This window comes from Paenibacillus cellulosilyticus, assembly GCF_003182255.1.
GTDB classification, from domain to species: Bacteria; Bacillota; Bacilli; order Paenibacillales; family Paenibacillaceae; genus Paenibacillus_T; species Paenibacillus_T cellulosilyticus.
This window is the reverse complement of record NZ_QGTQ01000009.1, coordinates 153,555-176,858: the sequence shown is the minus strand read 5'-3', so window position 1 is coordinate 176,858 and position 23,304 is coordinate 153,555. Positions and strand designations below refer to the sequence as shown.

Genomic DNA, 23,304 nt, shown 5'->3' with positions numbered 1-23,304 from the left:
CCTTCGCCAGCCAATAAGTAATGCAAAATCGCACCTAAAGCGCCACATAGCACTAGCATCAGCTTTCCCAGAAGAAATAAGTAATGATTGACATCACTTAATCCCCTCAAACCTCCCCAAAAACAAAAATAAGCGCTGCTCCGCAACGCTTATTACACAACTTATTCTCATTGGGTTCTTCCGCCGCACAGTTCTTTCACGAACAACTCTATCCCTTGTAGCTCTTACTCGCACAGCTCTTTCCTTTACAGCCCTTCCACGCACCAACCAAAAGCTTGCCCAAAGGCACGCGACTCCCAGCACCCAAGCACGCGATCCCGCCTTTGTGCATCCCACGACCCCTTCCGGGGTCCAGGGGACGGGAGTCCCATGGGGTCCTCCCTAGCAGGGAGGATTTAGGTGAGTAGAAATTTTTAAGTAATGAAATAATCGGGGTCCAAGGGGCAGAGCCCCTTAACTATTGTACGTCGTACCCAATAAAGGCCTCGCGCACGCGATTCCAGAACGTAAACGGCCGATAGCGTGCAAACGAAACTTTGCGGTTCGCAACCGCGCATCGGATCGAACGAATATCATCGCGAAGAATCGTAATATGGTCGATCGCCAGCATAATGCGCTGCTTTTTACTCGAGAGAATATCGCAGTGATGATGCTTCGGCAGCAGCACCGATGAACCAAGCGTACGATAGACGCGGTTGTTGATCGATGCGATCTCAGCGATTTGCAGCGACTCGATGGACGGATGCACGATGGCGCCGCCTAAGCTTTTATTATAAGCGGTACTGCCGGACGGGGTCGAAATGACAATGCCGTCGCCGCGGAACATCTCGAACGATTCATCATTGATATTGATTTGTGCCACAAGCGTACCATCTACACCTTTAAGCGTGAATTCATTCAAGGCGATGTAGGAGGAAGTACCTTCGGATGTCTCCACCTCGATCTGTGCGAGCGGGTAGCTGACAATACGAGGCTCCTTCTCAGACATCACCTGCACGAGCTCCTCGAGTTCATCCGCCTTCCAATCGGCGTAGAAGCCTAGATGACCGGTGTGTACGCCGACGAACGAAACAAGATCGGCACGATGGGCGTAGGTGTGGAAGGCTTGCAGCAGCGTACCATCACCGCCGATGGATATAATGACACTGGGCGAATCATCGTTGCGCACCATTCCTCGTTTCGCAGCTAACTCATGAAATTTGGCTGCGAGCGAGCGCGATAGCTCGTCCCCGCGATCTAATACTGTATAATTCAAAATGGTAAAGCAGCTCCTTCCGCACTTTCAGCTTAACTGTTTAGATCATAGCTGAAAATAGTCGCCTTGACAACGTCAGCCACATCAATGAGGACCGAGAATTCCCCACAACGCGTAGACAAAAAGGGCGGCAAGTAAGCTGTGAATAAGCCTTGCCAGCACGAATGGTCTGTAGCGCAGACCCGTGCTGCTCAGAATGCTGGCAACCTGCGCATGAACGGATAAACCAGCCCAAGACAGCACCCAAGCTGCAATAGCCGCTTGATGCATAAGCACGCCGCCAGCCTCTCCGGCAGAGCGAGAACCAAGCGTTACCTCGAATAGACCAAAGACGACGGCGTCAGTGAGCGGCTTCGGCAATCCGATCAAACCGAACATGAGCTGAAGCAGATCGGTCAGCGCATGAATGGCGCCAGATTGTCGCAGCATCTCCATCGTCGTGGAGAAGAAGACGACCAGCCCACCAACGACGATCATAAGACGAAGCGCAGAGTGTACGGATTCCTGCAGCAGCCGACCGAACGGTCTGCCGTCCTGAAGCCGAGCTTTGTGCATCGCCTGGAGCGCTTGTACCAACCGGCTGCCGCGCTGCTGCGTTTGAGTAGGAGACTCGCTCATAGGCTCCTTCCTGCCATGGTATCGCATCAGGAGGCCGACAAGCAGGCCGCTTCCGTAGTGGGAAACGGCTAATATAGGGGCCAAATCAACGCGATGAAAGAAGCCGATCGACACTGCGCCAATTAAGAAGATGGGATCAGACGTTGTTGTGAACGCAACGAGGCGTTCGCCTTCGGTTCGCGTAACGAGATTCTGCTCTCTCAGCTTTGCGGTGAGACGAGCGCCTACGGGATAGCCAGACACATATCCCATTGCAACAACGAAGCCGCCTGAGCCCGGGATACGGAACAGCGGCCGCATGAACGGATCGAGCAGCGTGCCGAGAAAGTGGACGATGCCGAACCCGAGTAAGATTTCGGATAATACGAAGAAAGGAAACAGTGCGGGAAACAGTACCTCCCACCAGACCGCAAGACCGCGGGCGGAAGAGTGGAGCGCTTCCGTCGGGAAGGCGATGAGCAGCAGGCATAATCCGATCGTTGCCCAAGCGATTGCAGCATCAGGCCGTAGCCAAGCTCGAAGCATAGGGGATAAGTCCTCCTTCCGAACGCGTAGGCGTGTTTTCTTCAGCCCGTCCAACTCCTCCTTGAGCTATATGCGAATAGGTGTAAAAAGATGACGCTTAAATTGACAGAACATTATAAAAATTTATTTCGAAAACGCTTGCAAAGTGGGATGCTATTCACAAAAGGATGTGCTACAATGAAGTTAATTCCGGAATGGTTGGAGGGATGCTCAATGGTGAGTGTAATTGCTGGTATCCTTGTATGCGCTTTCGTTTACGTCATTCGTGAGTCGTTGTTAGCTCCGGGGGAAGAAGATTACGAAAGCTGACCGCTGACCTGACCTAAATTTCATATCAGACCAATGCCCGCGCTTGCGGGCATTTTTTTGTATGTGCGATAATAAGGCTGTGGGCATCGCTATTCACGAGTAGATTACGAATATTGGGACTTTAGACATATTTGGTTAATCGGGATTGCGAAACGAAATTTTTTCTATATAGTCTTAAAGAAATGATCCTAAAGAACTAAACTTTTGAGTGGAGGATGACGATGAAATCATATATAACGATTTATGAAGCGATTGGAGAAGCAGCCGGTGTACGGCGAATCGTCGAAGCTTTTTATCCGAAGGTGCAGCGCGACCCATTGCTTGGTCCTTTATTCCCAGAGGATATTCATCCTGTCATGGAAAAACAGATGCTGTTCTTAACGCAGTTTTTTGGCGGACCGCAGCTGTATTCAGACGAATATGGACACCCAATGATGCGTGCAAGACATATGCCTTTCCCGATTACGGTGGCACATGCAGGGGCATGGCTCGGATGCATGCGGGAAGCATTGGAAGAGATCGGCATGCCGGAGGAACTAAGAGACGTCGTACTGGAGAGGCTAAGCGGACCTGCGCATCATTTTGTAAATACGGAACAATGATGACAAGGAGACGTGGGACATATGGAGCCGTTATATCTAACAAAGGTGAGCTGTTCTTGCTGTGATACGAGCTTTATGACATCGCGCGTAAGACCAAGCTTCAAACGTCAATACAAGACGGACTCCGATTTTTGCGGTTATTACAAAGAGATTAACCCGGAATACTATGTCGTACGTATTTGCCCGGAATGTGGATTTGCCTCCACGGAGAATAGCACAAGTAAGCTGACTGAGAAGCAGCGTTCGGATTATTGGGAGCGGATCGGGAAGCATTGGAGTTCCCGTGATTATAGCGGTGAGCGGACCGGCCAGCAGGCGCTCGAGACGTACAAGCTAGCGCTGCTATGCGCGCAAGTGATCAATGAGTCCGCACGTGTGACGGCATCGGTGCTGCATCATATTGCGTGGTTGTATCGGGAATTGAACAATCAGGAGCAGGAAGCGCGGTTCTTACGCTTTGCGCTTGAAGCCTATATTCAAGTATATGAGACAGAAGGGTCCTCGCTCAATAACGCCAGGCTGATGTATTTGATCGGTGAATTGAATCGAAGAACGGGCAACGCGAATGATGCGGTTCGGTGGTTCTCTCGGGTCGTCAATGATAAACGGATCGTGGACTCGGCCATGATTAAGGCAAGCCGCGATCAATGGCAGCTCATTCGCTCTGAAGGTCTAACTATTGCGGACGAAACTGCATAATAAAGTTCGGTACACATTTTAAGATAAAATAGTCAAACAGCCTCGACCAACTCTCGGAGATAACGCCGAGTATCGGTGGAGGCTGTTTGTATGTTAGTACATATCGCTCCGCTGTACTAGCGCAGCTTCGTATCGGTCAGCAGATAGTCGCCATCGACATTAAGCACGGTCACTCTGCCATGGCAGCAAGGAAAGATGAGCAGCTTCTTCTTGCCGTCCTGGATATTCGGTATTTCCGATGGCTTGAGCGGTACAAGCACGTTGCTTGCATCGCAGAACGGGCAATCGGACACGTAGACATCACCGCGAATAATGTCATACGGCCAGGTGCGTTCGAATGGAATCATTCGGACTTTGGCTCTTCTTGCGATTGACCGGACGGGGATGGTGCTGCTGCAGAGGCATTGGCCAGCTCGGCCATCTTTTGGAGCAGGATATGACGCGGCATATGCATGAGATGCTCAACTGGCACCTTAAGCTGCTCAGCTAGCTTAATAGCGGTATCCGCTGAAATCTGTAAGGGTCGGGACATCGTAGTACCTCCTAAAATTAATGACTTGCTTCGTAAGAATGAACTCGTCATTGCGAATGTGCAGAGCGCACGGCACATCGGATATAATAAAGTTATACACTGCATGCTGCAATTGCGCAAACAAGAATCTGTTGGTGAGAGGTGGAATAATCAATGAGCCATACATATCCGATGACATGGGAGCTGGAATCAATCTATCCGGGGGGCTCTAGCTCGACAGCCTTCAAAGAAGAATTGGCGGGCATGGAGCGGGACATCGAGGCGTTGACGAAGTCGCTGAACGAGGCGGAGACGGCAGGGGAGCAAGCGCCGTTTCAGATTCAGGCGTTGTTGACGGCTTGGACGGAAGCGATTCAATCGATCACACTCCGGCTGCGAGAATCCGATTCATTCGTCGCTTGCCTCATGGCGCAGAACATGAAGGACGGAGGGGCAAACGGCTTGAACGATCGGGTTAAAACAATCAGTGCCCGCCTGCTCGGCGCACTGACGAAATTCGATGCGAGTATCGCTGCGGTAGCGGATGACGTGTGGAACACGTGGCTGGCGGAAGGTCCTGCTGGAAGTGCGGCATTCGCGCTTGCTGAGCGCCGCGAAGCAACGAAAGAGAAGATGGCGCCAGAGCTTGAAGCGCTCGCTGGCGATCTTGCCGTAGATGGCTATCATGGCTGGGGCGAGCTGTACAATACGATCGTATCGCGTGCAAAGTTTACGGTCACGGAGCCAGATGGCTCCACGCGCGTGCTGTCCGCGGGACAAATGCACAACCGTCTGTCCGACGGCGATCGTGCGGTTCGTGAGACAGCGATGGCGGAATGGGAGCGCGAATGGTCGGATCTGGGCGAGCTGACGGCCGATTCGCTCAATCGTCTATCGGGCTTCCGCCTGAAGCTGTATGAACGCCGCGGCTGGGCGAATGTACTGAAGGAGCCGCTTGCGATGAACCGGATGACCGAGGCGACGCTTAACGCCATGTGGTCGGCGGTTGAAGAAGGCAAGCCGCAGCTTGTTCGCTACTTGAATCGCAAGGCAGAGCTGCTCGGCATCGAGAAGTTGGATTGGCATGATGTCGAGGCGCCGATCGGCAGTGCGGCAAAGACAGTTCCTTACGACGAGGCGGCAGCATTCATCGTGGAGCGGTTCCGTCAATTCAGTCCAGATATGGCGGACTTCGCACAGATGGCATTCCGCGACGGCTGGATTGAAGCAGAGGACCGTGCAGGCAAGCGTCCAGGCGGCTTCTGTACGTCACTGCCGAAGTCGGAGCAGACACGCATCTTCATGACGTATTCCGGTACGGCATCGAACGTCTCGACGCTCGCGCATGAGCTGGGTCATGCTTATCATCAGCATGTGATGAATGACCTTCCGCCGCTCGCACAGGATTATGCCATGAACGTGGCGGAGACGGCTTCGACGTTCGCGGAGATGCTCGTGTCCGACGCTGCTGTGAAGATGACCGAGGATGGAGAAGAAAGGCTTGCGCTGCTCGAGGATAAAATCCAGCGTGCCGTTGCGTTCTTCATGAACATTCACGCGCGCTTCTTGTTCGAGACGCGATTCTATGCGAAGCGCAGCGAAGGGCTTGTAACAGCAGAGGAGCTGTCCGAGCTGATGGAAGCTGCGCAGCGCGAAGCGTTCTCGGATCAGCTGGGCGCCGTACATCCGAGCTTCTGGGCTTCGAAGCTGCATTTTTACCTGACGGATGTACCGTTCTACAACTTCCCGTATACGTTCGGCTTCCTGTTCAGCAGCGGCATCTATGCCCGTGCGCTGCAGGAAGGTCCGGCATTCGCCGACCGTTATGTGGCGCTGCTGCGTGACACGGGACGAATGACTGTGGAAGAGCTGGCACGCAAGCATCTGGGCGTCGATCTGGAGCAGCCAGACTTCTGGCGTGAAGCGGTTGCGCTCACAACAGAGGATGTGGAGCAATTTTTGTCCATGACGGCTTCCAAGTAGGGACATCCTGATCAAGCACTGCATATGCTATAGCATGAATGACGACGAGCAAGGGCCGCTTTCGTATCGGACGAGAGCGGCCCTTGCTTTGTTTTGCATACGAGTAGGGGGAGAGTCGATTAGTTAACGAACGTGTTGCGCACCCGTTTGGAACGGGTGAAGTAGCCAATCCATAGTGCCGATATAATGGCGCTGATCACGAGACCAGTGACGAGGCTTGTCTGAGTGATTGGTACGTCCGTAGCTGTCTTGAGATTGTCGATCTGCATCACGAGAATGAAATTGACGACCGAGAAGAGGAATGAAACCGCATAATAGGTAATCATGAGCTTCGGTAGATAGCTTTTCTTCCGATAGAACGAGATGAGCGTGAAGAGGACGAACAGGGTGAACACGGAGTAGAAGGCGAGCTGCGTAATGAGGACAGGCTTCCACATGGAATTATAGGAATCGTAAGCGGTATTGGTGAGCTTGTCCCACGTTGTTGCATTAAAGATCCCGTTGCCCATGACTTGAATGATGTCGCTCAGCAAAGAGTAGATGAGGCCGATTTGGATAAGGATGAGCCATCCGCCAAGACCCGAAATTTGGTGAGATACGGATGATTCATTTGCATTTACTTCTGAGAAACCGCTGAAAGTTGGCTGGTTGTCTGTGTTGTTCGATGGTTTAGACATTGCCGACACATCCTTCATTAAGATAGAATTATATGGATATTGCAGTTTGTCGCTGGTATGAATTCGACTGACTATCGGAGAAACCTTCCATTATAGGGTTAAAAATTATACTAAATTTACGTGTGTTTGAAGGAGCGTGCCGGATCGTGACGGAGTTTCCTCTTGATTATGAGCGGTTGAAGCAGAAGGCTTATCGGTATTGTCTGAACATTACTGCCGATCGCTGGGAGGCGGAGGATCTCACGCAGGAGGTGCTGCTGCGAATTGTACGCGCGCTTGAGATCGATGCATCCCGGAGCATCTCGAACGCTTATATTTATCGCATTGCGAGCAACGCGTGGAAGGACAAGCTGAAGGTAGATAAACGCCATCTTCATGTCTCGGACGATGCTCTAGCAGGGCATACGGTAGAGGATGATAGTCTAGCAGCTCGTGAGCTGCTGGAAACAATGGCGCATCGGCTGTCGCCGCGTGCGATGGTCATCGTCCTGCTGATGGACGTATTCGCCTTCACAGCGAGAGAGACGGCGGAGTTTCTACGGGCTGCCGAAGGCACGATCCAAGTCACGCTCGGGCGTGCACGTGCTCGGTTGAAGAAGCTGGCGCAGCTTGCCGCCGTCGGCCAAGAGCCAGTGAGCAAGCTGGAGGATTTGTACGGATCGGAGCATCATGGACATTTTGACCTGGATCAGCTAGTACGTGCTTTTAAGAGGCGAGATGCGAGAGCGATCTGCAGTGCCTACCTCGCTCTTGTTAAGCAGCGGATCGTGATCAGCAAGCTGATGACGATGAATGGAAAGTTAGCTTTTTATATGGAAGATCCCGATGGCAATCGGTTTATGATAACGGAATCGTAGATTTGGTACATTTTGATCCGAGTACCTGTTAGGTTTTGACGTTGTTCGTCGTTATTTAGGTGTAGTTCCAAACTAGGGGAAGAGTGAGGTACATAACGATGGGAATGTTCTACGGCGTCGGGATTTTCGTCCCGGTCAGCGATTTGAAGCGATCCACGGAATGGTACAAGAACATGCTAGGCTTCGAAATCACGTTCAACGATGAGCCCAAAGCGACGGTAACGATGATGAATGATGAGCGAATTATGTTCTGCCTCGTCCAGTCCTATGACATCGTACCGCCGAAGTTCCCCCGTAACGATTACGGCGTCGGCCAATACTATAACTTCCACACGACAGACGTTCAGGGCGCGCACCGGATGCTTCAGGAGAAAGGCGCGACCGTCGGCGACATCCACGACTTCGATGGCATGCAGGGCTTCTCGTTGACTGATCCAGACGGCAACCTTTATGGCGTTGTAAATTAGGGAAGAGTAATAACCCGTTAGATGGACACTTGGAACAAAGTGGTCTCTAGCGGGTTTTTATTTGTATAATTGGAGATATGAAACATGCATCCAGCGAGTTTCGTCTGAGACTATGCTTGTCATAGACTAATATGGCGGAGGTGGCTCTAATGAATAGATATGTACGTTTAAATGTAGCCCTGCTCACCATCAGTACTGCACTATTAGGTTGTGATCAATCTAAGCCAGTGGCTGCCCCAAGCACCGAAGCAAGTATAGATCTCTCCGATTTGCAAAATGAAATATCCGCCTTGAAGCAGCAGTTGAAGGAGAAGGACGATCAGATCAGACAGCTGCAAGACGCGACAAGCCAGACGAATTCTGTCGTCGATCAATTGGCCAAGCTGCAGGAAAAGGAAAACTCCTTATTTCATGCAGTTAAGTCGATTTCCAAACAAAACTTCCCGATCCTACTGGACTACGGCGACCCGGTTCGCCAGCAGATTCTGAACAGCATCGACTACGCCGACTTGGACCTATCAGACAACGAACTACTTCTCTACGCCTCGGTCGGCACCGAAGGCGAAGAGCTGGACCTGTCTGAGCCAATCAAAGTCTACTTCTTCGACTACATCCATGATGAATCTACGGAGGTCGTATCGTTCACAAAAGAATGGTCGCTGACGTTAGAACAGCAGGACGGCAACTGGGTTATCACGAACATCGCCAAGGGTAACTAGCATTTATAGTTAGAGGGCTCAGTACACCTCGCACTGAAGTACTGGCCTTTAAAATAAAACAGCAGAGGGCGTTCAAAACCCTCTGCTGTTCTAATTTTAAATATTTTATTTGCTGTTGTACTGTGATCTAATCCCAAGCAATAAACGCAGCAGGCGAATGATTCTGGAGAAGCGTCAGCGGTCGCCTTTGTATTCGGATTCCAACTTGGACCTCATTGTTCAGAGGAATCCGAATACAACAGCGATCGGAAGAACATTCGATTGCGCAGTTTATTTTGCAGGGGGATTTTGTTCTGTCACAGCGGCAAATCCCGCCGACTAAATGAAATAACTCCCGCTATGAAACATACCAGCCCGATGCCGAGCAGAACAACCGATGCCACCAACGGATTACCTCCACCAGCGGCAATCTCACCCGGCCGATACAGCGAGAAGACCGACACACACTTCAGCCACTCCACGCTGTCGCTCACCTTGGCGATCATATCAAGTCCGAACATGCCGAATACGATCGTACCCGACGTACCGAGCGCCTTCTTCTCATCATTCGCAACGGCAGAGATGAGGAACGAGATACCGCCAACCGCCGTAAACAGCATCCACGCAACAATGTTCAGTCGAATGAAGCGGGAGCCGTCGAACTCGAATTTGTCGCCGATGAACCACGCATTGCCTAGAAAACCCGATGCCGTCGTCACCAACATAATGATCAGCAGTCCGACAGTCAGCACCGCAGCTTGCGTCGTCGCGATATGCCGACGAGTGGTAGGCGTAGACAATAAATATGCCATTGAGCCTTGATCCACCAGCCTTGCGAGCAAGGCCGTCGAAACTATGAGCGAGAAGATCGAGAGAAGAATCGGAAGAATGAGTCCATAATATTCGCCAGAGATGAATGCTTCCATGCTGCCGAACCCGCCTTGAATGTTGAATGCATTGACGACGCCTTCGGGCATCGATTTCAGGAGATCATTAAGCGCATCCGTATTCGCCGCCATACGGGGGTAGAGCCAGAACATAAGTAGAATATAGAAAGCCGAGCCGAAGGCATAATTACTGATGCCCTTCATATTGGTCTGGAGCATTTGCTTGAACAGCGGCGCATTCATCGGGCGTTCTCCTTCCGATCGTAGTAATGCATGAAGACCTGCTCGAGATTTTGAGCGGTAATATCGAGAGAACGAATGGGGTACTTGGCCGTTTCTTGAATGAGCTCATTGTAATTGCCCTGCACCGCAACGGTAACCAAGCGATCATCGCGAGACTCCACAGGAATCCGACCAGACTTGGCAAAATGCTCCGCATCTTCTGCACGCTCGAACACGATAACGACGAGCTTGCGCTGCAGCGATTGGAGTTCATGTATGTCGTTTACGGCTACGATACGACCATCCTTAATGATTGCAGCGCGGTCGCAGGTCCGCTCAATCTCGGGGAAGCTGTGGGAGGACATGAGGAACGTTGTGCCCTTCGCTTTCTCCTCGAGCACAAGCTCGATGAACGTCTGCTGCATAAGCGGATCGAGGCCGGACGTCGGCTCATCCAGAATGATAAGGGCAGGATCGTGCATGAACGCAGCAACGATGCCGACCTTTTGTTTCATGCCCTTGGACATTTTGCGTATCGGCGTTGTGTCGTCGAATTGCAGCCTTTCGATTAAGCGCGCTCGCTTGACGGACGAATCCACTCGCTGCATGTCAGCTAGAAACGAGAGAAAGCTTCTGCCTGTCATTCCTTCAATGAATGCAATCTCACCAGGCAAATAACCGACCAGCCGCTGCACGGCACCTTGTTCCTTCCAGCAATCGAGACCATTGATTGTTGCGCGGCCTCGATCCGGCTTCATGAAGCCCATGATGTGCCGAATCGTGGTCGACTTACCGGCGCCGTTCGGTCCGAGAAAGCCGAATACTTCTCCTTGCTTTACAGTGAACGAAACGTCCATAATGCCTCGTCCGCTGGCAAACTGCTTCGTCAGCCCATCAACGATTAGCATATGCCCTGCCTCCCCGTCCACAGTATAGGAAGTTCCAAAAGTCCTCATTCCCGCTTGATCCAACCTTCTCGGTGCTGAAAACCGTACTTTTTGAATGTATGCTAGATATGAAATATTTTATTGTTATATTTCATAATATATGATAGGTTTAGCCATTGAAGAAGTCAATGGAGTTATGAAATAATAAGGCATAAAAATTTCATAAAATAAGGATGACAGGAGGGCTTAATGAACGGGTTCGAGAGGCGGAAGTCTGCAATTAAAGAGAAGATGATGAACACGGTATTGGAGATGCTGCGAACCTGCGAACCGCGGAATATTCGCATTGCCGATATTGCAGCGGAGGCGGACGTTTCTCAAGTTACGATCTATAACTATTTTGGCAACAAGGAAGCGCTCATTCGTGAGTCGATCAAACGGTATATGGACATGAATTATGCCCGATTCGAGCAGTTCTTGGATGGCAATCCGACGTTGAAGGAAATCGTCCGATATACGATTCAATTAGATAAGGAAACGTTCGAGACGTATTCACCGGCGATGTTTCAGCAGATGCTGACTTCCGATCCGGAGCTTGCCAGCTATATTGAAGTGCTGTACCGGGAGCAGGCAGCGCCGATGCTCGTTCGCATGATTGAAGAGGGCAAGAAGAAGGGCGAAATAGCGGAGTCGATGCCAACCGCGACCATTATGGCATACATCGGCATGCTTAAGATGCAGTCTCACACGCTGCTGGAATTGGCGCATCAGAGCGGCAGAAGCGGCGAATTTATGGAGGAGATTATTAATCTATTTTTCTACGGAATTCGCGGCGTCGAGCCAAGTGAATCTTAACAGGTTGTTCAAAAAGTCCGCTGTTGATCACCATGCACTACAAGAAGCGTTAGTGAAAGCAGCTATCAGACAACTATTAGGACTATTAAATCATTAATTAGTACGTCGTATATAAATCAATGGCTGCCTCTCCCAGTGTACCGATACTGAGAGAGACAGCCCTTTTTATGTTGCAATAAGTTCGGCTTATTGGATAACTTATATCGCTCTTGAATGAACATAGATGTTGCACAGCAACATCTATGTTCTACCCCACACGAACAAAAGCTTGTGCCCATAGGGCACGCGGCCCCAAGCAAGCAGCATCTCACACGCGCCTCTGTCCGCCACCGCCCCCTTCCGGGGTCCAGGGGACGGGAGTCCCATGGGGTCCTCCCTAGCAGGGAGGATTTAGGTGGGTAGAACTCCTGAGGATTTAGGTGGGTAGAGGACCAATGATTTAGGTGGGTAGAACTCCTAAGATATAGGTTGGGTTGATCATCTATCAGTTTATTTATGACATCTCATTAATATTATTTATTACACACTATTGGTTCAATGTGATATATTAAATGCAACTTAAGGATACAGCGAGATACTTAATGATGCAGAGAGGGGGAGAGCTTCATTAATCTCTCAGCAAGACAGTTGGAACTGGTGCAGCTCGTCAAACAGCACGCGCCGATTACGGGCGAGCAGCTGGCGGAGATGCTTGGGGTGAGCCGACCGACGCTGCGCTCGGATTTATCGCTGCTGGTCATGCTCGGCATGCTCGAAGCGAAGCCGAAGGTTGGTTATTCGATCGGCAATGCCTACCGAACAGACAACACCTCGCTTAGCCGGTTCCAGCAGCTAACAGTTGGACAAGTACAGGGTGTGCCGGTCAGTGTGCCGGAGACTTACTCGGTACATGATGCAGTCGTCACGTTGTATATGGCGAATGCGGATACGCTGCTCATCGTGAATGCGAGGCAGAAGTTCGTCGGGATTGTAACGCCGAAGGATTTGCTCAAGGTTACGCTTGGCAACCCGTCCGCAGGTACCATTCCCGTCAGTATGGTAATGACACGCTATCCGAATATTGTAACAGCGAAGCCGGAGGACGCCATTGCTGACGCGATCCGCAAGATGCTTGCCCATCAGATCGACTGTCTCCCGGTCATCGTACCCGATGATAATGGCGAGCCCGAGATTGCCGGGTGGATTACGAAGTCGAATGTTGTGCACCTCGTCGCAGAATTGACGGCGGACACGGAATAGGAGGAGCGGCTTACGCAATGCGAGATTCTGAATGGCAGACGCAAGGAATGATTATCGTATGCTCGGATGCTGTCGGTGAAACGGCAGAGGCAGTAGCGAAGGCGACGCTCCGCCAGTTCGCGTCTGATGGTGTCCGCATTAAGCGGTACGGACATTTGCGAACCGAGGATGAGATCGTCTCGATTGTGAACGAGGCGGTGCAATACGGCGGCTTCATCGCTTACACGCTCGTCCAGCCGGAGCTTCGCGAGATGATGCGCGAGGAGACGGTGAAACGTGGTGTACGCGCCGTCGATGTAATGGGACCGATGATGCAGGCTTATATTGATTCGTTCGGCACGTTCCCGAAGCGGCAGCCCGGGCTGCTGCACTCGATGGACGCGAACTACTTCCGGCGGATGGAAGCCATTGAATTCGCCGTCCGTTACGACGATGGCAAGGATGCAAGAGGATTGTCGGAGGCGCAGATCGTGCTTGTTGGTGTTTCTCGTACATCGAAGACGCCGCTCAGCATTTTCCTATCGCACAAAGGGTACAAGGTCGCCAATCTCCCGCTGCTCCCTGAGGTGAAGCCGCCCATGGAGCTGCGTTCTGAGCCAGGCAAACTAATCGTCGGTCTGACGATGCAGCCGGAGCGGATGCAGGAGGTTCGCGCTGAGCGCCTCAAGTCGCTAGGACTTCCGCCTGCAGCAGCCTACGCATCGTTTGAGCGGATTCAATCTGAAGTGGATTATGCGCAAGGATTGATGGAGCAGCTTGGCTGCCCGATCATCGATGTGACGCATCGTGCAATTGAAGAAACAGCAGGCATCATTATCGGGATGTTGAACGAATTGGAATGAATTAACACTCGTTTGGAAACTAATAACATTTGTCGGAGGGATTCGAGATGGAGCGTGAGCTTGCGCTTGAATTGGTAAGGGTAACGGAGCTTGCAGCGCTAGCAGCTGCACCTTGGATGGGCCGAGGCGACAAAAATGCAGCGGATGGCGCTGCAACAGAAGCGATGCGTTTGATGTTCGATACTGTATCGATTCGCGGTACGGTCGTCATTGGCGAGGGCGAGATGGATGAAGCGCCGATGCTGTACATCGGTGAAGAAGTAGGCAGTATGCAAGGACGTGAGGTCGATGTAGCTGTCGATCCACTCGAAGGAACCGAGATTGTCGCGAAGGGACTCAACAATGCGATGTCCGTACTCGCTGTAGCCGGCAAAGGCCAATTGCTGCACGCGCCGGATATGTACATGGAGAAGCTGGCAGTTGGTCCAGCACTGGCGGGCAAGCTTAGCCTAAACGATCCGATCCGCACGACTGTGGAGAAGGCCGCTCTTGCGCTAGGCAAGCCGATCTCGGATTTGACGGTTGTCATTCTTGACCGAGAGCGCCACGCGACGATGATCAAGGATCTTCGCAGCACGGGCGTTCGGATTAAGTTCCTTAGTGACGGTGACGTGGCAGGGGCTATTGCACCAGCGTTCCCGGAAGCGGGAATCGACATCTACGTTGGCTCCGGCGGTGCTCCTGAGGGCGTATTGGCAGCAGCGGCGCTGAAATGTCTAGGCGGCGAGATTCAAGGCCGGCTGATGCCGGAGAATGAAGAGCAATTTGAACGCTGCGTCGCGATGGGCTTAAGCGATCCTCGCAAGCTGCTGACCGTGGATGACATGGTCGGTACAGAGGATGTCATCTTCGCTGCGACAGGCGTAACGCCAGGCGAGTTCCTTGGCGGCGTGCGGTATACGGAAGGCCAGCGGGCAGAGACGCATTCGATCGTGATGCGCGCGAAGACGCGTACGATTCGTTTTGTGAAATCGCTGCATCACTTGCCGAATAAGCCGCTGCTTCGCTCGATTTAAACCGCGCCTGACACCGAATGTTCAAATTAACGCCGCCAATTATGATATTCGATACACCCCGTCCTCAGCCGTTTGGAATATAATGGACTTAATCTTGCTTACACAATACTTCAATTGGAGCTGATGGAGAGATGAACCGTACTTTCGTAATGGTTAAACCTGATGGCGTTGCGCGTAATTTGATCGGTGTTATTATGACGCGATTCGAGCGGAAAGGCCTTAAGCTGACGAATGCGAAGATGATGAATATTGACCGCGAGCTTGCGGAGAAGCATTATATTGAGCACGTAGGGAAACCGTTCTTCGAAGAGTTGATTGATTTTATTATGTCTGGCCCGGTATTTGCGATGGTATGGGAAGGGCAGGACGCTGTTAAGAACGCTCGGTCGCTTATTGGCCGCACGAATCCGTCAGAAGCCGCACCAGGTACGATCCGCGCTGACTATGCGTTGGATGTTTCAAGCAACATCGTTCACGGCTCCGATTCGGACGAGAGCGCAGAGCGAGAAATTACGAATTTCTTCGGAAAATCATTTGAACTGTAATTGAACATAACCAATGGGAGGGTTATTTGATGAAGTTCTTTCTCGATACGGCGAATGTGGATGAAATTAAACGAATTGCTAAGCTTGGTCTTGCGGATGGCGTAACGACGAATCCGTCACTTATTGCAAAGGAAGGCCGGGATTTCAAGACGGTTATCCAAGAAATTTGCTCGATTGTTAATGGTCCTGTCAGTGCAGAGGTTATCGGTACGAAAGCCGAGGACATGCTGAAGGAAGCCTACGAAATTGCAAAGTGGGCGCCAAATGTCGTCATTAAACTGCCGATGACAGAGGATGGGCTGTACGCATGTCACGAATTGACGTCGAATGGCATCAAGACGAACGTGACGCTCATTTTCTCCGTTGCACAAGGTCTCATGGCTGCCAAAGCCGGTGCGACGTATATCAGCCCATTCGTTGGCCGACTCGACGATATCGGCGTTGAAGGCATGAAGCTCATTCGCGAGCTTCGCACGGTTATCGAGAACTATGGCTATCAATCGGAGATCATCGTGGCAAGCATTCGTGGCATTGCGCATGTGGAACAAGCGGCAATCGCAGGCGCACACATTGGAACGATTCCAGGCTCGCTGCTCCCATCGCTTTGGAAGCATCCGCTGACGGATATCGGTATCGAGAAGTTCCTTGCTGACTGGAGCAAAATGAACAAGTAATCAAATAAAAAACCTCTTCAATACAGGAATGAGAGCACGGTCAGATGACGCCGAAGAGGCGCTGTCTGGCCGTGTTTTTTTGTGTGGTGTAGAGAGGATGGATTCTCTAAGCAAATCGTAAAGCAGCCTGCTGCTCTCACGATTGTATGTGTTAGCGATAAAAGCAAAGCTCCCGTCGTTGGGAGCTTTGCTTTGTTGGCCGTTGCAATTCAGCTTAGGGTGCAGCCTTTTCATTAATCGAAGTGGAGCACGATTTTGTCCGGAATGAGCCATTGCTCATCAGGTGCAGCAGCAAGAGAGATCGTATACGTTCCCCAGTTTGGAACATCAACCTCAACGGTGGCCGGCCGATACTTGGGATCAGCAGATGTTAAAGTGAGCTTCATTCGATTGGATAGAGTCACACTTGTTGTCTTTATGGCGTCGAGCTCCTGCTCCAAGGTTTTAAGATTCGTTTCATTGCCCGGGACTAGATTTAGGGTGGAGCGGAGTGCTTGTACAAGTGGGTTAGTCGTCCATGGATATTCATCGCTGCTTCGAGCGAGTCCGCCATTCGAGTAAACCGGAAGCTTGCTGCTCTTTGTCTCAAGCCAGTTGTCGTCTAGGTCGAGGATCGTTATCGAATGCTTGGCTGCTGCTGTGGGATTAGCCTTGAATGTGATCTTCATAATGTTTTGTATTCCTGAGTCTGCACTTGTCTTGGATATGACCTTATATGTCCCTAGATCCGGTACGTCAACATCGACGACGGTCGTTCTTGTTGAGGCATCATAGGGCTGACTTGTAAAGATGACCCCATTCTGGGTCGTTAACGTGAAGGACTTGCTGGCTGCGCCGCCTTGGATCTTCGATAACTGCTCACCAATGGTTTCGTCTTGTAGGTAATCGTATGGAATAAGGTTCGCTATGCTTAAAAACGTTCTTACGAGTGCATCGCCCCAAGTGACGCTGTGCCCTTCATTAAAGCTGTTCACCTCAGCCTCTGACCAATAGACGATGTTCCCTTTATGATAGGAGGGGATTGCAGTTGTTTTCGCATCGAATACTTGAGACTCTAGCTCGTAGATCGTAATTTCTTGCGTAAGGCGTTGCGAGGACGGGGATGGCTGATTGGTTGTGTCAGTGTTAGGTTGAGAGATGTCCGTTGCTGGCTTGAGGATGCTGGCTTTTTCAGGTGGATTTATACTGTCGGCAGCTGGTGGTTGAATGGTCAGCTGTTCGTTCTGAGATGAGTTGGTTTTCGCGTTAGTGCAGCCAGCCAGACAGAGGGTAAGAGCAGCAGCAGCGATAATGATTGTGCTTTTCAAGTTAGGACACTCCATTTCGACCGTTTGAGTACTGGACGTGAACTTTTCCATAAAAGTTACAATGGAGTCATTCTTATACTGAACGTTTCACCGATGCTCAGCAATTAAGTGTACTCGCATCACGCTTAAACGAACGCAAACCCCGCCCAGCAACAATTAAGTGTGTGGTACTTTCACACTTAGACCTCGTCATCGCCGACTAATGAGCTATATCTCGAGATTAAGTGTGGTTAAGCCGCACTTAATCGTACGAAAACCTCGCGCATTAATAATTAAGTGTAGCGCAACCACCCTTAGCACCTCGCCACCGCCCGCAAATGGGCCACGTTTCAAGATTAAGAGTGGTAGAACCACCCTTAAACGCCCGCTAACCCCTCACACGAACAATTAAGCGTAATAGAGCCGCTCTTACTTCCCCTCGCATCTAATCCTCCAGTTGCAGAAAACTAAGAAATTCATAGATTTACCCCGTATGCAGCGCAAACTCGATCTTCTATAATGAGGTGACGAAGTCTTGCGTGTGTGCAGGACACAACATTGTGCGTAGTAGATTAACCATCATAGAGCTCGTGACGCAGGGGGGATTGCCTTGAAATTGTTAATCGTGGACGACGAGCGGCGTACGAGGGAATTGCTGCATAACTACATTCCTTGGGATGCGATAGGGATCGAGGAAGTTGAGACAGCACGCAACGGACTGCAGGCGTTGGAGCTTGCAACGACACTGCAGCCCGATATCATCCTATGTGATATCCGAATGCCGAAGATGAGCGGCATTGAATTCGCGCAGGCGTACCGGAAGACGGATCCGGACTGTCAATTGATCTTCTTGAGCGGCTTCTCGGATAAGGAATATTTGAAATCAGCCATTCAATTGAAAGCGTTTACTTATATTGATAAACCAGTGAATTTGAACGAAGTACGCGATGCGGTCGAGCAAGCTGTCTGGCTGCGCCGAGAAGAACTGAAACGCAAGGAGGAGGAGTTGAAGCTGCAGGAAGGCTTCGATCGCAGCCTCCCGTACTTGAGACAAGAGATGGTACGGCGGCTCATCTCTGATCCAGACTCTCCTAATGTCGTTCCTGCGCTGAAGAGTCGGGAAACCTTCCTGCTGCCGCTCGAAGGACCATTCACGGTCGTTGCTTCCAGTCTTTATTGGAATCCATCCGAACTGTTGGAGGATCCCGGCATCACCCAGCAGCGAATATTGGAGGCGATCTCCGTTCAACCGCGGTTACAAGAGCTGCGGTCCCTTGCCGGCTTCGACTCCAACAATCTTCTTGTGCTGGTGATGCCTGGAACATTCGGAAGTGCATACAGCGACGGAAGAGCCGTCATTGAAGAGCTTCTCGCGGAGCTGAGAACGATTGCTGGTCCAGTGATCGATCTGCGGATGGGGATCGGAACCCCTGCCTCTTCTCGTGGGGGCATTCCGCAGTCTTACCGTCTTGCTTATCAAGCGTGTGCTTATCAATACTACGGCAGCGGATCGAAGCCGATCTTCTCCGATGCACTGCGAAACCATGCTCCCGTGATGATGAACTGGGAGGAGGTTCGCCTCCTGCGCGATCATCTTCGGGTCGGGCAAGTCGACGATGCGAAGCGAATCGTTCTAGAGTGGACCGCTTATGCGCGCAAACAGATGGACTTGGACATTATGCGGCTCAAGGACACGTACTTCCAGCTGCTCGCAGCGGCGATGGAGACAGCCGTACAGCTGGGGCTGGCCGAGATTTCCGAGGACACGGAGCGTCGTTATATGTGGAAGGAAATCGACCGAATTCCCAGCCTTGATGCGCTGGAGCAGTACGTGCTGTCGTTCCTCGATTCGATGGCGAAGTCGGATGATGAGGTAGGAAGCGGGAAGATCCGAGAGATCACCCGGTATATCCATGCCCATTTTCACGAGCGGGGGTTTACGATTCGGTCGATTGCAGATCACGTCCAGCTGAGCGAGACGTATTTGTGCGCCTGCTTTAAGAAGCATCACAAACAGACGATCAAGGAATATATCATGGATACGAGAATCGACAAAGCGAAGGAGCTTCTAAGCGATCCGAAGGTCAAAATCATCGAGGTAGCGATGCGGGTCGGCATCTCGGATTCGAATTACTTTACGATTTTCTTCAAGCGTAAAGCTGGCTGCACCCCTTCCGAATATAGGGAGCGTGCCATTCGATGAGATTAAGGCTGATACGTCCCGTTTACCTTAGCATCCGTTACAAGCTGTTCGCGACGTATGTGCTCGTCATTCTCATTCCGTTCGTGCTGTTATTGTTCATCCATATCAATTCGACACAACGAGAGAATAAGGACGCTGCCGTATATTCCTCTCACAAAATTCTCGATGAGACGAAAGCCTATCTGGAGTACAAATCCGAGGCTATTACGGAGGTCTTGAACTTCATCGCGTACAACGAGCTTGTACAGAAAGCTGTCGGCGCAGATTCGTCTCCCTATCAGAATATTGACCTCTGGCATATGGATGCGTTGCAGCTGTCGAGACTGATCAATCAATTCCGCTACAATGACGACATTAAGACGATTCAGATTTATATGAACCAAGGGCTCGCAGGTGCAACGGAGAATGAAGAGTTTCTGAACATGGAGAAGGTGCAGACGGAGCCGTGGTATGTTCATTTTGCCCAGACGAATGGGGTTGTCGCTTGGCTTCCTTCTAGTACGCTGGATGCGAATGCGGATAGCCGAGAATTGACTGTGCTGCGCAAAATACCAAACGACCACGATGTTCGCGAGTTCGTCGGCATCGTACGAGCAAGGGTCAAGCAGGATGCGATGGAGTCCGTTCTGAACCATGCGATTCTGACGCCAAATGCATCAGCTTTCTTGTTTAATGCGGAAGGCGATTTTCTAGGCGGCTCGGACCAATTCGAATATTCGGATCAGCTCGTAAAGAACGTCAAAGCGCTCTACTCGGCATCCGATGTAGTCGATACGTATTATAACGACCATTACTCGATTAATGGCAATCGGCAATTGCTCGGTGTCCAGATGATTCCACATACCGACATGCTGGTGGCGCTGGTCGTGCCTTACTCGGACATTTTGCAGTCGACGGTGAAGGCGAGGAATCGGATTATCTCGATCTTCCTATTCATCGTGCCGTTAATGCTGCCGCTGTCGTTCTTCGTGGCCGAGTCTGCGACGAGACGAATTCGTCGGTTGATCATTCACGTCCGCAAGGTGAAGCATGGGCATTTTCAGCTTGCGCCTCTGCCGGTGAACGAGGATGAGATCGGGGAGCTTACGCATAATTTCAACACGATGGTTCAGAACATCTCGGGGCTTATCGAGGAGCGGTCTTCGCTAGGCCAAGAGGTGAAGGACAAAGAATTGAAGGCGCTGCAAGCGCAGATTAACCCGCACTTCCTCTACAATACGCTGGAGCTGATCAACGTTCTGGCCATCGAGTCCGATGCGCGGGACATTAAGCGGGTCGTGGATGAACTGACGGTTTTCTATCGGCTCAGCTTGTCCAACGGCAAGGAATATGTGTCGCTGGAAAGTGAACTGAAGCATATCGAAGCGTATGTTCGGATTCAAAATATGCGGTTCGACGATAGCGTCCGTTTGGAGTTCGAGGTGCCAAGAGAGCTATACGACTGTCAGCTGCCGAAAATCCTGCTTCAACCGCTCGTGGAGAATGCGATTCTGCACGGCATTATGGAGAAGGACAGCGAGGAAGGCGAGGTCCGCGTATCCGCGTGGACGGACAAGGGCGATCTGCTCATCGAAATCGCAGACGACGGCGTTGGTATGGATGAAGAGCGGCTGGCCGCTATTCTTCACCTCCCGGAAGGAGAAGGCACAAGGGGCGGGTATGGCGTTCGCAATATCGAGGAGCGACTGCAGCTTTCATACGGCTTGCAATATGGATTGAAATATTACAGCACGGAAGGCGAAGGGACGCGTGTCGTGCTGCGGCTGCCTGAACGTCGAGAGGAATGACGGGAGGAAGGAGGAGGCTCACTATGAACCGGACGATGCTGCGAGGAGCGCTGTTGCTCGTGCTGATGCTGCTTCTTATCTTGGAGACGACGGCATGCGGCGGCAGCACGAGTGACGTTGCAACTGTTGATCAAGCGCACGAGAAGGAAGTCAGGCTCGTCGGCTATTTGATCGGTGAAGCGCCCAAAGGGATGCCGCAGGTGCTGCAGGCGATTAATGAGAAGCTCAAAAAGGACATTAACGCGACGATTGAGCTTAACTATATCGGTTGGGGCGATGCCGCCTCGAAATACCCGCTAGTGCTCGCAAGCGGGCAGGACGTCGATTTTATTTTTGCAGCAGAATGGATCTACTACGTCTCCGAGGCGACCCGAGGCTCACTCTATCCGCTAAGCCGCGAGCTGCTGGAGAAATACATGCCACGGCATATGAAGGCGATGCCGCCAGAAGCGCTGGAAGCAGCCAAAGTGAACGGCACTCCTTATATGATTCCGACATCCTCGCCGGATACGATGGTCAATGTTGCGCTGTTCCGCAAGGACGTGATGGACAAGGCAGGAATGAAGGAGATCAGGAAGTTTTCCGATATCGAGCCTTATCTAGCTGAGATTAAGAAGAGCTACCCCGGTATGACGCCGCTCAATCTCGATTCTCGGTATGACCTGCCCGTTCCATTCAGCTACCTGCTGTCCGAGAAGTTTGCTTGGTCCAGCGCTCCCATCGATTCGGGCGATCCGCTTGCAGAGGGCATCGCCGTTGATATGGAAGACAAGGCAGGCAAGATGTACAGTATGGTCGAAGAGCCGATTCTCAGCTATCAGAAGGAAGCCGCTCGGATCATGAAGGATTGGTATGACAAAGGTTATGTGAATCGGAATCCGTATGCGAACAACATCCGCTCGAAGGACAATTTCTGCAATGGCAAGTCGGGCATCGCATTCGGCAACTCGATCGATACGCAAAATGTATTTATGACCTGCAAGGAGCAGGGCATCGATATTTATCCGCTTCCGCTCTTGTATCCTTCCGGCAAGGCATCGAAGGTGAGCTTACTGAACAACGGGGCGGCAATTGCGTCTTCCTCCAAAAATCCAGAACGTGCGATGGAGGCGCTGGATCTACTGATGGATGACCCTTCGTATGCGTACTTGGCTTATTACGGCATTGAAGGCGTCAATTATGCGTTCACGCCAGACGGACGCATCGGGCTGCCGGAAGGCGTCACATCGGAGACGAACACGTATCCCCCGGATGCTGCTGGCTTCTGGTTCGTCAATAAGAGCTTATTCAAGCCGATGGCCAATTGGACAGACTCCTATACGGCACTGCAAGAACAAATCCGACCGCTGGTGGAGGCCGTTCCATACCGCAACTTCTTCTTCAACTCCGCTGAGGTGAAATCGGAGGTCGCTAATATGAAGAGCGTGTCCACGCAGTATGCGCAGTCGCTCTACATCGGCGCGGTTGACGATGTGGATGCGGCCTTCGATACGCTTGTCGGCCATCTGAAGAAGGCTGGGATCGACAAGGTTAAGATGGAAGTGCAGAAGCAGGGCGACCTATATTTAGCAAGTCAGAACGGCAAATAGCGTTGCAGCAAAGCCTGTCCGGGCGTATGACCGGGCGGGCTTTTTATTTGGACTATTGAGTGTTGATTGGT

At 51.4% G+C, this 23,304-nt stretch carries 23 protein-coding genes; 15 read left to right on the top strand and 8 right to left on the bottom strand.

Annotation, left to right across the window (positions count from 1 at the left end; genetic code table 11):
• Positions 1-457: 457 nt before the first annotated feature.
• On the bottom strand, positions 458-1,255 hold the full coding sequence (locus DFQ01_RS14390; protein ID WP_110044582.1) for an NAD kinase: 798 nt from the start codon (positions 1,253-1,255) through the stop codon (positions 458-460).
• Between the two features lie 84 nt (positions 1,256-1,339).
• A complete protein-coding gene (gene ylbJ, locus DFQ01_RS14385) occupies positions 1,340-2,398 on the bottom strand; it encodes a sporulation integral membrane protein YlbJ (RefSeq protein ID WP_110044581.1) in 1,059 nt (352 codons plus the stop codon).
• Positions 2,399-2,928: 530 nt separating this feature from the next.
• Here ylbJ and DFQ01_RS14380 point away from each other — a divergent pair.
• Positions 2,929-3,309: a globin domain-containing protein gene (locus DFQ01_RS14380; RefSeq protein WP_425452396.1), complete on the top strand. Its 381-nt coding sequence runs from the start codon at positions 2,929-2,931 to the stop codon at positions 3,307-3,309.
• Between the two features lie 21 nt (positions 3,310-3,330).
• On the top strand, positions 3,331-4,008 hold the full coding sequence (locus DFQ01_RS14375) for a DUF2225 domain-containing protein (RefSeq protein WP_110044579.1): 678 nt from the start codon (positions 3,331-3,333) through the stop codon (positions 4,006-4,008).
• Positions 4,009-4,124: 116 nt separating this feature from the next.
• On the opposite strand, the gene DFQ01_RS14370 is transcribed toward DFQ01_RS14375, so the two are convergent.
• Together DFQ01_RS14370 and DFQ01_RS14365 are read right to left on the bottom strand one after the other, a co-directional pair.
• Positions 4,125-4,355 carry a hypothetical protein gene (locus DFQ01_RS14370; protein WP_110044578.1) on the bottom strand — a complete coding sequence of 77 codons (231 nt, stop codon included), beginning with the start codon at positions 4,353-4,355 and terminating at the stop codon, positions 4,125-4,127.
• Positions 4,352-4,540, bottom strand: coding sequence for a YycC family protein (locus DFQ01_RS14365; RefSeq protein ID WP_110044577.1), 189 nt, complete (start codon positions 4,538-4,540; stop codon positions 4,352-4,354). Before DFQ01_RS14365 ends, DFQ01_RS14370 begins: the two co-directional genes overlap by 4 nt.
• 153 nt (positions 4,541-4,693) lie before the next feature.
• Between DFQ01_RS14365 and DFQ01_RS14360 the strand changes: the two genes are divergently transcribed.
• Entirely contained in the window at positions 4,694-6,502 is a 1,809-nt protein-coding gene (locus tag DFQ01_RS14360) for a M3 family oligoendopeptidase (protein ID WP_110044576.1), read from the top strand.
• 119 nt (positions 6,503-6,621) lie between these two features.
• Here DFQ01_RS14360 and DFQ01_RS14355 read toward each other — a convergent pair whose 3' ends face one another.
• Positions 6,622-7,179: a DUF2569 domain-containing protein gene (locus DFQ01_RS14355; RefSeq protein WP_174812815.1), complete on the bottom strand. Its 558-nt coding sequence runs from the start codon at positions 7,177-7,179 to the stop codon at positions 6,622-6,624.
• A gap of 146 nt (positions 7,180-7,325) precedes the next feature.
• Between DFQ01_RS14355 and DFQ01_RS14350 the strand changes: the two genes are divergently transcribed.
• The 3 genes from DFQ01_RS14350 (at position 7,326) to DFQ01_RS14340 (ending at position 9,222) form a co-directional block, all read left to right on the top strand.
• Entirely contained in the window at positions 7,326-8,036 is a 711-nt protein-coding gene (locus DFQ01_RS14350; protein ID WP_110044574.1) for an RNA polymerase sigma factor, read from the top strand.
• 98 nt (positions 8,037-8,134) lie between these two features.
• A complete protein-coding gene (locus DFQ01_RS14345) occupies positions 8,135-8,503 on the top strand; it encodes a VOC family protein (protein ID WP_110044573.1) in 369 nt (122 codons plus the stop codon).
• A 149-nt stretch (positions 8,504-8,652) separates the two neighbouring features.
• Complete coding sequence (locus DFQ01_RS14340) at positions 8,653-9,222, top strand: hypothetical protein (RefSeq protein ID WP_110044572.1); 570 nt, start codon at positions 8,653-8,655, stop codon at positions 9,220-9,222.
• 296 nt (positions 9,223-9,518) lie between these two features.
• Here DFQ01_RS14340 and DFQ01_RS14335 read toward each other — a convergent pair whose 3' ends face one another.
• Both DFQ01_RS14335 and DFQ01_RS14330 read right to left on the bottom strand, forming a co-directional pair.
• A complete protein-coding gene (locus DFQ01_RS14335) occupies positions 9,519-10,331 on the bottom strand; it encodes an ABC transporter permease subunit (protein WP_110044571.1) in 813 nt (270 codons plus the stop codon).
• Positions 10,328-11,218, bottom strand: a complete 891-nt coding sequence (locus DFQ01_RS14330) for an ABC transporter ATP-binding protein (protein ID WP_110044570.1) — start codon at positions 11,216-11,218, stop codon at positions 10,328-10,330. Before DFQ01_RS14330 ends, DFQ01_RS14335 begins: the two co-directional genes overlap by 4 nt.
• Before the next feature lie 228 nt (positions 11,219-11,446).
• On the opposite strand from DFQ01_RS14330, the gene DFQ01_RS14325 reads away from it, so the two are divergent.
• From DFQ01_RS14325 to fsa, 6 genes are all read left to right on the top strand, one after another.
• Positions 11,447-12,052: a TetR/AcrR family transcriptional regulator gene (locus tag DFQ01_RS14325; protein ID WP_110044569.1), complete on the top strand. Its 606-nt coding sequence runs from the start codon at positions 11,447-11,449 to the stop codon at positions 12,050-12,052.
• 627 nt (positions 12,053-12,679) lie between these two features.
• On the top strand, positions 12,680-13,291 hold the full coding sequence (locus tag DFQ01_RS14320; protein WP_110044568.1) for a helix-turn-helix transcriptional regulator: 612 nt from the start codon (positions 12,680-12,682) through the stop codon (positions 13,289-13,291).
• A gap of 17 nt (positions 13,292-13,308) precedes the next feature.
• Entirely contained in the window at positions 13,309-14,133 is an 825-nt protein-coding gene (locus tag DFQ01_RS14315) for a pyruvate, water dikinase regulatory protein (protein WP_110044567.1), read from the top strand.
• A gap of 47 nt (positions 14,134-14,180) precedes the next feature.
• Entirely contained in the window at positions 14,181-15,149 is a 969-nt protein-coding gene (gene glpX / locus DFQ01_RS14310) for a class II fructose-bisphosphatase (protein WP_110044566.1), read from the top strand.
• 131 nt (positions 15,150-15,280) lie between these two features.
• On the top strand, positions 15,281-15,694 hold the full coding sequence (gene ndk / locus DFQ01_RS14305; RefSeq protein WP_110044565.1) for a nucleoside-diphosphate kinase: 414 nt from the start codon (positions 15,281-15,283) through the stop codon (positions 15,692-15,694).
• A 29-nt stretch (positions 15,695-15,723) separates the two neighbouring features.
• The gene (gene fsa, locus DFQ01_RS14300) at positions 15,724-16,368 is read left to right on the top strand and encodes a fructose-6-phosphate aldolase (RefSeq protein ID WP_110044564.1); all 645 of its coding nucleotides are present in this window, start codon (positions 15,724-15,726) and stop codon (positions 16,366-16,368) included.
• A 233-nt stretch (positions 16,369-16,601) separates the two neighbouring features.
• Here the strand turns inward: fsa and DFQ01_RS14295 are convergent, their stop codons facing one another.
• Positions 16,602-17,675, bottom strand: a complete 1,074-nt coding sequence (locus DFQ01_RS14295; protein ID WP_110044563.1) for a hypothetical protein — start codon at positions 17,673-17,675, stop codon at positions 16,602-16,604.
• Between the two features lie 589 nt (positions 17,676-18,264).
• Between DFQ01_RS14295 and DFQ01_RS14290 the strand changes: the two genes are divergently transcribed.
• The 3 genes from DFQ01_RS14290 to DFQ01_RS14280 are packed head-to-tail and all read left to right on the top strand — an operon-like array spanning position 18,265 to position 23,233.
• Positions 18,265-19,857 (top strand): response regulator, encoded by a 1,593-nt coding sequence (locus DFQ01_RS14290; protein ID WP_110044562.1) that lies wholly within the window; start codon positions 18,265-18,267, stop codon positions 19,855-19,857.
• Positions 19,854-21,644 carry a cache domain-containing sensor histidine kinase gene (locus DFQ01_RS14285; protein WP_110044561.1) on the top strand — a complete coding sequence of 597 codons (1,791 nt, stop codon included), beginning with the start codon at positions 19,854-19,856 and terminating at the stop codon, positions 21,642-21,644. Before DFQ01_RS14290 ends, DFQ01_RS14285 begins: the two co-directional genes overlap by 4 nt.
• A 23-nt stretch (positions 21,645-21,667) precedes the next feature.
• Positions 21,668-23,233 (top strand): extracellular solute-binding protein, encoded by a 1,566-nt coding sequence (locus DFQ01_RS14280; RefSeq protein WP_110044560.1) that lies wholly within the window; start codon positions 21,668-21,670, stop codon positions 23,231-23,233.
• Positions 23,234-23,304: the final 71 nt, after the last annotated feature.